The organism is Cupriavidus pinatubonensis (assembly GCF_019602855.1).
GTDB lineage: Bacteria > Pseudomonadota > Gammaproteobacteria > Burkholderiales > Burkholderiaceae > Cupriavidus > Cupriavidus pinatubonensis.
Genome location: NZ_CP080766.1, coordinates 1975144 through 1987067 on the forward strand (window position 1 = coordinate 1975144; position 11924 = coordinate 1987067).

Below are 11924 nucleotides of genomic sequence, written 5' to 3' on the forward strand. Positions count from 1 at the left end.
AATTTGCTGAAAGTATCCGCGTGGCGCAAGCATGTCCTGGGCGTGCTCGCACTGGTGGCGATCGTGGCGTGCGCGCTGCTGGCGTATCGCAGCATGAACGAAGGGCCAGGCAAGCCGCAGAGCGACAGCATCGTGCTGGTGGTTCCCGACAACCTGTCGGGCGAGAACCGCATTTACGCGCAAGCCTGGATGGACGCCGCGCTCGAAGAAGGCGTGCGCCTGAGCACGGTCACCGCGTCGGAGTTCGTGCGCCATGGCCTGAACGGCGAGCGCGACTACTCCGCGGTGATCCTGCCGGACACCGTACACCGCTCGATGACCACGGCATTTGTCAACAAGGTCAGGCAGTTCGTGGAGGCCGGCGGGGCGCTGATGCAGGTGTATGACGCAGGCATCCTCAACGAGAACGGCTTCTACGAGCAGGGCGCATCGCGCATGTCGGATGTGGTCGGCGTGCAGTACGGTTTCTATGCCAGGCTGCGCAACGACATGGCGCATCAGGCGACGGTGTATGGCGCACCGGAGGTCATGGTTGGCCTGCATATTCCGCCTGGCCGCTGGATCGCCAACGATGGCCGCGCGATGCTGTCGGGCTATGGCGAAGACATGCTGCGCTATCCGGCCATGCACACCGGCAGTGGCTACACCGGCAAGGTGCTGATGGTGTCGGACGACAACTCGATCATTGCCGGCGAGCGCAAGCTCGGCAAGGGCCGCGTGCTGTTCGTCAACCTGCCGCTGGGTTATCTCAAGCTGCGCACCGACGGTGTGTTGCTGCACGGCTTCCTGAATTACTTTGCCACGGGCATGCTGGAACAGCCGAAGCTGTCGCCGGCGCCGCAGGGCATTGGCGGGCTGGTGCTGAACTGGCACTGCGATGCGCAGATCTGCATCGACGCGGTCGACAGCCTGATCAAGGACGGCGTATTCAAGCGCGGTCCGTTCAGCTTCCATATCACCGCCGGGCCGGACCAGCGCCAGTTCAACGATGGCCGTGGCGTCGATCTTGCGAACAACGCCGCGTTTACCGAAGTCGTGCGCGGGCTCATGCGCGATGGCCATGAGATCGGCAGCCATGGCGGCTGGATCCACGACTGGTTCGGGCTCAACGTCAACGAGAAGAACCAGGCGTCGATGGAGGTCTACCTGCAGAAGAATGCGGATGCCGTCCAGGCGCTGACCGGCAAGCCGCAGACGGAGTACTCGGCGCCCACCGGCAACCAGCCGGAATGGGCGACGCGCTGGCTCGACGAGCACAACGTCAAGGCCTACTACTTCACCGGCAATATCGGCCAGGGACCGACGCGCACCTATCGCAACGGCCGTCGCGACGAGCACATCTGGTCGTTCCCCGTGCAGACCTATGGCCAGTACAGCACGATTGAAGAAGCCTACATGTCCAACATTCCGGAGACGGAGATCGCGAACTGGCTCACGTCGCTGGTGCGCTTTACCGCGGGGACCGGCGAAATACGACTGATCTACTTCCATCCGCCCGGCGCCGTGCGCTATCTGCGCGCCATCGACGCGCTGCTTGAATCTGCCGACGCCGAACAGGCCCGTCACAAGTTCCAGTGGCACACGATGACGCAGATGGCGGACTTTGCACAGCGGCGCGAGCAGACCGTCTGGCGTCTCGCCTCGGACCGCAACGATGTCCGCGTCACTGCCGAGAACAAGGAATCGCTCGACGCCCTGACGTGGCTGTTCCCGACCGACCGCTATGCCCGGCCGCGTGTGGAAAGCGGACAGGGCAGCGTGTCGATGCAGGGGGCAAGCTGGAAAGTGGTGGCGGGCCCCGGAAACCGGATCGTGATTGCCGCAGGGTTGAAGGCGGGCGGAGCCTGATGGCGCCGCAGCGATCGCCGTAATGAGTTTGGTCAGTATGAATTGGGTCAGTTGGACCCCAGCTAATTGGGATGAATTGAGCGTGGATTGGAATCGAATCGTAGGGGGTGCTTCGCTGGCAGCATCCGCCCTGGCCATGAATGTTGCCCGCGCGCAGGGCGAGGTACAGCCTGCCGCGGTTGAGCCGGAGGCCACGCTGGCCCAGGATGCATCCTCGATGACGCCGATGCCGATCCCTGTTCCGACGCCGCGGCCCATGGCGATCCCGCAGCCGCTGCCGGTGCCCTTCGAGCCGGAAAAGGGCGCCATCGAAGTTGTGCTTGGCAACGGCCGCATGACCAACGGCTACGGTGGGGCAACTGCCGCCGCGGTGCGCGGCATGGCCGTGACACCGCTGGGCGTGGTGCAGGGCGAGCTCGATCACCAGAGCCGCTTCGGCTTCAGCGGCCAGTACGGAGCGCTGTCGCTGACGCGCGATCTGTCCGAGGATTACTACATGACGGTGGGCGCCGGCGCCGGCAGCAGCGAGCTGTTCCCGAGCTGGCGCGTCGATGCCAGTGGTTACCGCAAGTTCGGACCGGACCGCCGCTTCGTAGCAGGCCTGGGCGCCTACTATGCGAAAGGCCAGGACGGCGGACGTTCGGACCACGGCGTGTTGCTGAGCGGGCTCGCGTACTTCCCGTCGCTGGTGGTCGAAGGCGGCCTGCGTTTCAACCGCGCGAACCCGGGCCAGGTGTTTGGTCCTAGCCAGTATGTGGCCGCCACCATTGGCAGCGACGAGAAGCGTGCGTTTATCCTGCGCGCCGAGCACGCCCGCGAGGCCTATCAGGTCTTCTCGACCGGCACCGAGCGCGTGGACTTCGACAGCTACAGCTTCAGCGTGCAATGGCGCGAACGGATTTCCCGCTCGCTGCTGCTGCTGATCGGCGCGCAGTATTACCACAACCCCAACTACAGCCGCACAGCCGGTGAAGTGGGCTTCCGATGGAGTTTCCGGTGAACGGCACCGCCGCCCCACAGGATCCGCAGCAGGGCAGGCGTCCCGCTGCCGCGCGCGGCGACCCGCTGCAGCGCGTGACCGGCTATCGCGGCGACCGGTTCGAGAAGCACCGCGCCATGCGCCGGCTGGCGTTTCCGCTGACGCGCTGGATTGACGTGTTGCTGATCCCGGCCTTCCTCACCTATGCGCTCTGCGCGGGGTGGCCATGGGTGGCAGACTTCTGGCGCCGCATGATCGGCTTCTGGAGTACAGCGCTCGGCGGCGAGATCTCGCTGCAGGCGGACCCCGCGCTGTTGCCCGGCTTCGGCACCGTGCCATACGCGCACGCCAATGCCGCCCTGCCCACGCCGGTGCAGTGGCTGTGCGGCATGGTGATCACGCTGGTGCTGCTGTTCGGTACACGATGGTTGACTTCGGGCCGCGCGCTCCCGCTTGCTTACGGGCTGCGGCTGATCGGGCTGATTCAGGCCAGCGCGCAACTCTACTTCTACGCCTGGCCTGCGAGCTTTCCGTATGACGCAGGCAAGTCCATCGCGTCGCTGACGCAGGCTTCCGTGCTGGTCATCGCCATCACGCCGTGGTTGTACGCGCTGATCTATAACGTGCTGGACTTCGGCTTCGTGCGCAAGCTGCTGCTGTCGGCTATGGCCATGGCGTACCTGATCGTGCTGATCCCGCTCCAGTACACGCTGGCCGCTTCGTCGCTGTTCCATTTCTCGGTGCTGTGGTATCCAATGGTCTTCCTGCTCGGATCGATCTTCGTCCAGTTCGGCACGCTGGTGGCGTTGTACGCCTGGGCGATGAGCTGGAAGCCGCGCAACTGAGCGCGGGTTGCATGCCGTTTGTCTTGTGTCCTGGGGGCGCAAGCCGCGGTTGAGTAACATTGTGGTTTGTGGCGATGCTTCGGCCAGGCTCGCTGCCATGCATTCCTAACGGCCGCGCTCTCCTGGTGGTTCAGGGAGAACACAGAAAATCAATAACGCACGACCGCAGGATCGCATCAGCAATTTGCAGTCGCAGCAGGCAGAAGGGTGTGAGGGATGAGGATTGCCTCGGTGGAAGACGATCCGGACCAGGCGGAGCTGATCCGGAAAATACTGGACGAGGCCGGATTCGAATGCGAATCCTATGCCACGGGCGCGGGCTTGCTTCGTGCATTGCGCGAGCAGGCGTTCGACTTGCTCGTCGTGGACTGGCAATTGCCGGACACCAGTGGCATCGAACTGGTGAGCTGGGTGCGCCAGACTTCCGGCGCCATGCCGCCGATCCTGTTCCTGACCAGCCGCACCTCTGAAGACGACATCGTTGCCGGCCTGAGCGTCGGGGGCGACGACTACATGCTCAAGCCGATCCGTGCCGCGGAACTGCTCGCGCGCGTGCGCTCGCTGCTGCGGCGCGCCTATCCCGAGACCGCGCGCGAGACGGACATCATCCGCCGCGGCAGCTATTGCCTGGATCCTCGCGCGCGCACGATCGCGCTTGGCGGGGAGCCTGTCCCGGTGTCGCCGCGCGAGTACGAACTGGCGCTTTTCCTGTTCCGCAACATGGGCCGGCTGCTGTCGCGCGATGTGGTCGAGCAGGCTGTATGGGGACGTGCCATCGGCACTGGCTCGCGCACCATCGATACGCACATGTCGCGTCTTCGCATCAAGCTGGCATTGCGGCCCGAGAACGGCGTGAGGCTCACGTCGATCTATTCGCACGGCTACCGTTTCGAAGAGGCAGATGCCGGGGACGATGGCCATGCGTAAGGCCGCCGCGGCAAGTGCCGGAATCGCTCTGGCATTGTGGCTGGCGGCGTCCGGGCCGGCGCAAGCGGGCGCGGCCGGTGCGGAAGGCGCCGATTTCATCTACGTGGTCGAACGTGGCGACAACCTGTTCAACGTGGCTGAGCGCTTCATGGCCAGCGCCGAAGGCTGGCGCGTGCTTCAGGCACGCAATGGCGTGGCTGATCCTTTTCGGCTGGCGCCCGGCACGCGCCTGCGCATCCCGCTCGGGCAGATTCCCGAGCAGCCCGGTGCGGCGCGCGTGGTCTTCGTCAACGGGCAGGCGCAGGCCGATGGCGAGCCGCTGCGCGCGGGCATGGCGCTGCGCGAGGCCGCGCGCATCGTGACCGCGGCCGGCAGCACCCTCACGCTGGAGCTGCCTGACCGCACGCGCGTGACGCTGCCGCCGGCCACGACCGTGACGGTGCGGCGCCTGCGCACGTTCCGCAAGTCCGGACTGACCGATACGGTGATCGGCATCGAGCGCGGCCAGGCCGACACGCGTGTCGCGCCCGAGGGCGGCGGCGTGGGCCGCTTCGAACTGCATACGCCGATGATGGTGACTGGTGTTCGCGGCACGCGCTACCGCGTGTCCGCCGATGCCGCGGGCAGCCGCAGCGAGGTACTGGAAGGCCGCGTCGGCGTCAGTCTTGCGCGTGCGGCGGCGGCATCCGGCACGGCGGTGGCGGCTGGTTACGGCATCGGTGTGGCGGCAGGCGCCGCCCTGTCGCGACCCGTTGCGCTGCTGCCCGCGCCCCAACTGCAACCGCTGCCTGACACGGTCCTTGGGCCGGCTGCGGACGCCGCGTGGCAACCCGTGCAGGGCGCCGCCGGCTATCGCGTCTCGGTCGCGCGCGATGCCGCGCATACCGAGCTGGTCTGGACAGGCGAAACGGCGGACACGCGTGTCGGCCTGGATGGCCTGCCCGAAGGATCGCTCTACCTTGCTGTGAGCGCCATTGACGCGCAGCGCCTGACCGGAAAGCCGGCATCCGTGCCGTTTGCGGTGCGGCTGAATCCGGCAGCGCCATTCACGTTGCAGCCGGCCGCCGGCACCGTGCGCTATGGCGAATCGGTCGCGTTTGAGTGGGCGGCCGTGGGCGCCGCGGCATCCTACGAACTCGCCGTGTCCGCCGATGCGGGGTTTGCCGCGACCGCAGCCACACAGCAAGCCCGGTCGGAGCACGCGGCACAGAAACTTGGGCCGGGCGCCTGGTTCTGGCGTGTGCGCTCGCTGGACGCGGCCGGCCGGCCCGGACCATGGTCGGCCGCCGTGCCGTTCACGCTAGAGCCCGCGCCGCCCATGCCGACGCTGCGCGACGACGGCGACAGCCTGCGCATCGGCTGGCCCGCGGACGCGCGGGCGACGGCGGGATACCGCGTGCAGATCGCCGAGGACGCCGGCTTTACCCGCATGGTGGGGGACCAGCGCAGCGCCGACAACGAAGTGGCACTGCCGCGGCCACCGGCCGGTACCTACTATGTGCGCGTGGCGCGCGCCTTGCCGGACGGCAAGGAGCCAGAGACCTCATTCTCCGCGCCGCAGCGTCTCGACATCGTCGCGCTCCTGCGTGACGGACAGGGCGTCACGATCCGGCTCGGCAACGGCGCCCGCGACGAAGGCGGCCATGACGCCGGTATCCGCATCCGGTAAGTCGGGGCGGCGTGCGCCGGATGCCGCCTTCGGGCGTCGCACGCTCGTCGAATGGGCCTTGCTGCTGGCTGCCGTGCTGGCGCTGGTGACGGTCGTCGCGCGCCATGGCTGGGCCGAGCGTGCGGACCTGGCCATCTACGATCTATCCATCCAGGCGCAGCACCATGCGGCGCGCGACGATATTGTCATTGTCGCCATCGACGACGCGAGCATCACGGCCATCGGCCGCTGGCCCTGGCGCCGCACGGTACTGGCTGCGCTGGTGGACCGCATTGCCGCCGGTCAACCGCGCGTGATCGGCATGGACGTGATCCTGACCGAGCGCGACACGCGCTATCCGAAGGACGATGCCGTGCTTGCCCGCAGCTTCGCCGCAGCGGGCAACGTGGTGCTGCCCGCGCTGGCCGAATCATCAGCCAATGGCATGGTGGTGCGATATCCGCTGGCCGGGCTAGGCGCTGACGTCGGGCACATCAACCTCACGGTGGACGCCGACGGCGTGGCGCGGCAGCTATACCTGCTCGAAGGGCCCGCACCTGTGAAACAAGCCGGGCTGCCCCACGTGGCGGTGGTCATGGCGTCATGGGGTCGGACGCAGCCACCCGTCGTCAGCTATCGCCATGAGCCGGCCAGCGTGATCGACGCGTTCGGCTGGGAGCGCCGATACCGCTTGCGCATCCCGTTCGCGGGCCCGCCGGGCACGTTTGCCCGCGTTTCGGCGCGCGACCTGCTGGAAGGCCGCATCGACCCCGCCATATTCCGTGACAAGGCCGTACTGTTCGGCGCCATCGCGACCGGGATGGGCGACGTATTGCCCACGCCGGTAGCGCGCGACGGGCGCGGCATGAGCGGCGTGGAAATCCTGGCCAATACGGTGCAGACGCTGCTGGACAACGATGCCATCGTCGTGGTGCCGCGAGCCTGGCAGGTGGCGTGCACCGTGCTGGCCATACTGGCGGCCGCGCTCGCCGCGCTGGTGCTGACGCCGCGCGGCGCGCTGCTCGCGACAGGTGTGATGGTGGCGGTGCTGCTTGGCGGGCCGCCGCTGCTGCTCGCCGGTGCTCGGCTGTGGTTTGCGCCCGCAGCGGCGCTGCTTGGTTGCCTGATGTTTTATCCGTTATGGAGCTGGCGCCGCCAGGAAGCCGCACTTCGCTTCCTCGCGCAGGAACTGGCGCGCCATGAGCGCGAGCCCGACCTGCCTTCCGCTTCCACGGCCATTGGCGCCACGCTGGAGAGCCGCATGCGAGCGGTCTATCGCATGAGTTCGCGGCTGCATGACCTGCGCCGCTTCCTCGCCGACGGGCTCGAAAGCCTGCCTGAGGCGACGGTGATCTGCAACCTGGAAGGCGGGGTGCTGCTTGCGAACCGGCGCTGTGTGGCGCTCGTTCCCGGAGTGCTCGGCGCAGGCAACGGCAGCATCGCGCAGAGCGGCCATGCCGATATGGATGGTGGCGCGCGTCCGGATATCCGCGCGGTGATCGCCGTATTGTTCGCCGCGCCGGAACCGGCGCTGGAGTACTGGCAGGCGCTGCATGCGCGCAGCACCGCAGCCGGCGGTCTCGACGATGGCATCGAACTGGCCGCGCGCAATGAGCGCCGCTATCTCATGCATGGCGCGCCGCTGCATGACGAGCAGGGCAGCGTAGCCGGGCTGATCGTCAGCTTTATCGACATCACAGCGATTCGCGTGGCCGAGCGCCAGCGCGAGCAGATGCTGCGTTTCCTGTCGCACGACATGCGCTCGCCACAGGCGTCGATTCTCGCGCTGATCGACCTGCATCGCGGCGCAGCCGGCGACGGTCCGCCCGCCGAACTGCTCACGCGCATCGGCGCGCATGCCCGGCGCACCATGTCGCTGGCCGATGACTTCATTCGCGTCGCGCGCGCAGAAACACAGCCGCTCGCGCTTCAAGATGTGGATCTGGCGGGGCTCGTGCTGGACGCCACGGACGAGATGTGGGCGCTGGCCAATGCCGGCGGGGTGCAGCTCAACGTGCACGTGCCCAATGATCCGGCTATGGTCCGTGCCGAGCCTGCGCTGCTTGTGCGGGCGATTGGCAATCTCGTCAGTAACGCGATCAAGTTCAGTCCGCGCGGCGCGGCGGTCATGGTGGCATTGCAGGCTGAGCCGGATCGCTTCGTTGTGTCGGTGTCGGACCACGGGCCCGGCATCCCGCTTGCGAAGCAGCAACGGCTGTTCGCGCCATTTGCGCGGCTGCATGAACATGAGGCCGGTGCGCCGGCCGGCAGCGGGCTTGGTCTGGTGCTGGCAAAGAACGTGGTGGAGCGCCATGGTGGCAACATCCGCGTGGCGAGCGATGCAGGGGCGGGGGCGACATTCTCGCTGCACCTGCCTACTTCACCATGTTACTGAGCGCCGTTCGACACAATTGTTGGCAGTTGCTTTGGGCGGATTTGCCTACGATGTCGGGGTCGTGCGGCCCCGCTACGCACGGCTTGTAACGCCCGCTCCAGCCCTCCCAGTAGTTTCTGGGGCGGGCGCTTTTTTTTGGTTCATTGGCAACTTGCGGAGTGGAGGGGGCACCCGCCCCAGTCCCACTAGTCGCCAAGCTCTGCTGCGGCCTCCATCAGAACGTCCGCACTTTCGAATCCCAGTCTTACACCTAATGCATCATTCGCCGGCTGCCACAAGGCATGCGCGCGCGCGAGCCGCACGGCTCCCGCTTCCGTCAGCCAAACCGCGCGCCGGCGTCGATCATGCTCGGACGCAACGACCTCGGCAAAGCCCGCGCTGACGAGCTAGTGTAGCTACATGTAATTAACCAGGAGACTGACGTGACGAATTACCGCTATGGGGTTGCATCGCCAGCCGAGATCGCGGAGATGAGCGGCAAGGCCGTTCTGGAAGCAATCATCGACGGGCGATTGCCCGCAACCGCCGATCTCCCAGATACTCGGCTTCTGGCTGACGCAGGTGGGCGATGGATTCGCAGTATTCGAAGGCGATCCGGGCGCGCAACTGTTCAACCCCATGGGAACCGTGCACGGTGGCTGGGCGCTGACGCTGATCGACAGCGCCACGGGTTGTGCGGCCAATTCCGTGTTGCCCGCTGGGACGGGCTACACGACGGTCGAAACCAAGGGCAATTTCTCGCGGCCGATCAAGGCCGACACTGGCCGGGTACGTGCGGAGGGACGCGTGATCAATCAGGGGCGGCAGATCATCACGGCGAAGGCGCGCGTGCTCGCCGCCGACGGGCGTGTACTGGCCCATGGCACTTCCACGTTGCTGGTGCTGGCGTCTGCCAAATAGACGGCCAGACCCTGGCGCGCGGGCGAGCGCTGATCGCCGCCTTTTCCTTCATTCCTCATTGGGCACCGCGCTGACTACGCCGGCGGCACGTCCGCGGACAGCGCGGCCAGCATGGCAAGATAATCCGCAAAGCCGCCCGGCGCCCGGGCGGTCGCGCGTGCACTGGTCATGACCCGCGGCTGCGTGCTCCATGCGATCTGCGCGTTCAGCGCGATAAGGCGCTGCACCAGCGCCACGTCCTCGCTGATCGCATGCGGCGGGAAGCCGCCGGCACGGCGATAAGTGCGCGCGCAAATGCCGAAGTTGGCGCCATGGATGTGCCGATGGCCGTCCTTGCGGCAGTATCGCGCGTCAAATCTGGCGGGGACATGGGCCGGCTGCTGGCTCCAGTCGTCCACCGTCACCAGTCCGCACACGGCATCGGCGCACAGTGCCAGCTGCGCCACCAGCCAGTCCGGGGCCACGCGGCTGTCGGCGTCGGTGAAGGCGAGCCAGCGCGCTTTGCGTGCAAGCAGATGCTGCGCGCCAAGATGGCGCGCGATGCCGACATTGCGCGAGGCCATGGTCAGGCACGTCACCTGCGCAGCCGCATGGCGTTGTGCGATAGCAAGCGAGTCGTCGGTGCAGTCGTCGAGCACGACCACCAGCATGACAGGCTCCCCGTTAAGCGCCGGGTGCAGCGCCGCCACGTGCAGTGCCAACAGGCACGCCTCAAGGCAGGCTTCTTCATTGTGGACCGGTACCACGACGCCGATCATCGCATGGCCTCCCGCATGCGTAATGGCTGCGTGTTGCGCGACCAGACTTCCAGCAGAAAATCAGGTTCGAGATGGCGCACGTGCCGGCACAGTCCAGGCTGTCTTCCAATGGCCGCGTGGATATCGCGTGTTGCCATCTGCCGTTCGCGGAACGGGCGCAGCCAGTGGCACGCGACGATGGTGCCGCGCGGTGTCAGCGCGCCGACCGCCTGCCGGGCCGTGGCGATCCAGTCGTCCGGCGTGAAGTAGTAGCCGAGTTCGCTGAGCACGATCAGGTCGAAGCTGCCCCCAGGCCATTCCTGCGGCAGCCGGGCCACGCGACCCTCGACATGCGAGTGGCCGGCCAGGCGTGTCTGCATGCGATCGATGGCGCGAGCCGCCACGTCGATGGCCAGCAGCGCATCGCACCGGCCGGCGAGCTGCTCGGTCAGTATGCCGTTCGCGCAGCCTGCTTCCAGTGCGCGCGCGTATCTCGCTTCGGGCAGCGCGGCCATGAGCAGCGCGCGCTTGCGTGCCTCGTACCACAGTGTCTCGAAGCCCCACGGGTCGTCCTGCTCGAACATGGCATCGAAGGCTTGCGCGGAGGTCGCGGAGGTCGCGGGGGTCATAACGCGTACTCGCAGTCGGTGTGGCTCATGGCAGTGCCCAACGCGGCAAGGTCGCGTTCGGCGTGGCTTTGCCGCAGGAATACCGGCAGGTCCGCATAAAGCGAAGCAAGGCGCGCATTGCGGCACAGTGGCCCGGCGCCGAGCACATTGCCCGCGCGATGCAGCACGCGCTGCACCGCGGCTTCGACTGCCGTGCGCAGGCGCATCGCGGCCGCGAATGCATCTTCGGCCGGATTGGCGTCGATCCACGCGGCCGTTTCGCGCAGCAGCGCGGCTACGGCACGGAGATCGCCATCGATGGCGCCGAGATGCGCGGCCGCGTGGGCGTCGCCGTGGTTGCGCACCGCGTCGCGCACTGCCCATGCCAGCGGCAATACCGCGCCGTACCAGCACGCCGCGATGCCCCCGCCGCCATGCCAGAAGCCGGGACGCTCGAGATAAGCGCGCGGGCCGCCGATCTGTAGCGCGGGGCAGTCGTGCAGCAGCACGTCGCCACTTGCGGTATCCGCCATGCCGACTGCGTGCCAGCCATCGGTTGTGATCGTTACGCCCGGCCCTGACATATCGAGCGCGGCGAGCACGGGCACGCCATCGTCGCCATGGCAGGTCAACAGGGCATGGGACACGCCGCTGGCGCCCGAGCACCATGCCTTGCGTCCGTCGAGCAGAATCGGCTTGCCTTTCGCGACACCCGTTTGCGCTGCAAGGGCCCTTGTATCGAGGTCCGGCGCGGGGCGTGCGCGTACACGCGCATCGGGCGGTTCGGCGGCCCAAACAGCCCAGATGGTGTCGCTAGTCGGGAATGCACCGGCTACTTCGGCCAGGATCGCCAGCGCATCGGCGTGAGCTTCGAACAGCTTGATAGCCACCGGCCCCTGCGTGGCCGCGATGGTGGCGAACAACTGCCACCGTACGGCGGTATGGCCGTGTCCCGGCAGCGGAATATCGCCAGACCGGCCATGGCTTTCGATCAGTGCGCTGATCGTATCGCGTAGGTTCATGGTGGCGAAGGAGAG

The 11924-nt window shown here is 67.1% G+C and carries 10 protein-coding genes; 7 read left to right on the forward strand and 3 right to left on the reverse strand.

The features are described from left to right. Positions 1–3 precede the first annotated feature (3 nt). The 7 genes from K2O51_RS08985 (at position 4) to K2O51_RS09015 (ending at position 9542) form a co-directional block, all read left to right on the forward strand. Complete coding sequence (locus K2O51_RS08985; RefSeq protein ID WP_011301060.1) at positions 4–1848, forward strand: polysaccharide deacetylase family protein; 1845 nt, start codon at positions 4–6, stop codon at positions 1846–1848. Positions 1849–1984: 136 nt separating this feature from the next. After that, complete coding sequence (locus K2O51_RS08990; protein WP_235679729.1) at positions 1985–2848, forward strand: YaiO family outer membrane beta-barrel protein; 864 nt, start codon at positions 1985–1987, stop codon at positions 2846–2848. Then, the gene (locus K2O51_RS08995; protein ID WP_245001797.1) at positions 2845–3672 is read left to right on the forward strand and encodes a hypothetical protein; all 828 of its coding nucleotides are present in this window, start codon (positions 2845–2847) and stop codon (positions 3670–3672) included. The genes K2O51_RS08990 and K2O51_RS08995 overlap by 4 nt, the downstream gene beginning before the upstream one ends. 216 nt (positions 3673–3888) lie before the next feature. Continuing rightward, positions 3889–4599, forward strand: coding sequence for a response regulator transcription factor (locus tag K2O51_RS09000; protein ID WP_011301057.1), 711 nt, complete (start codon positions 3889–3891; stop codon positions 4597–4599). Beyond that, entirely contained in the window at positions 4592–6268 is a 1677-nt protein-coding gene (locus tag K2O51_RS09005; RefSeq protein WP_011301056.1) for a FecR domain-containing protein, read from the forward strand. Before K2O51_RS09000 ends, K2O51_RS09005 begins: the two co-directional genes overlap by 8 nt. Further along, positions 6243–8642, forward strand: a complete 2400-nt coding sequence (locus K2O51_RS09010; RefSeq protein ID WP_220630094.1) for a CHASE2 domain-containing protein — start codon at positions 6243–6245, stop codon at positions 8640–8642. Before K2O51_RS09005 ends, K2O51_RS09010 begins: the two co-directional genes overlap by 26 nt. Positions 8643–9203: 561 nt before the next feature. Beyond that, entirely contained in the window at positions 9204–9542 is a 339-nt protein-coding gene (locus K2O51_RS09015) for a PaaI family thioesterase (RefSeq protein ID WP_245001798.1), read from the forward strand. 74 nt (positions 9543–9616) lie between these two features. Here the strand turns inward: K2O51_RS09015 and K2O51_RS09020 are convergent, their stop codons facing one another. The 3 genes from K2O51_RS09020 to K2O51_RS09030 are packed head-to-tail and all read right to left on the reverse strand — an operon-like array spanning position 9617 to position 11909. Then, on the reverse strand, positions 9617–10300 hold the full coding sequence (locus tag K2O51_RS09020) for a glycosyltransferase family 2 protein (RefSeq protein ID WP_140953069.1): 684 nt from the start codon (positions 10298–10300) through the stop codon (positions 9617–9619). After that, positions 10297–10908, reverse strand: a complete 612-nt coding sequence (locus K2O51_RS09025) for a class I SAM-dependent DNA methyltransferase (protein ID WP_011301052.1) — start codon at positions 10906–10908, stop codon at positions 10297–10299. Before K2O51_RS09025 ends, K2O51_RS09020 begins: the two co-directional genes overlap by 4 nt. Then, positions 10905–11909 carry an acyl-CoA dehydrogenase gene (locus tag K2O51_RS09030; protein ID WP_220630095.1) on the reverse strand — a complete coding sequence of 335 codons (1005 nt, stop codon included), beginning with the start codon at positions 11907–11909 and terminating at the stop codon, positions 10905–10907. Before K2O51_RS09030 ends, K2O51_RS09025 begins: the two co-directional genes overlap by 4 nt. Between the last annotated feature and the right edge of the window lie 15 nt (positions 11910–11924).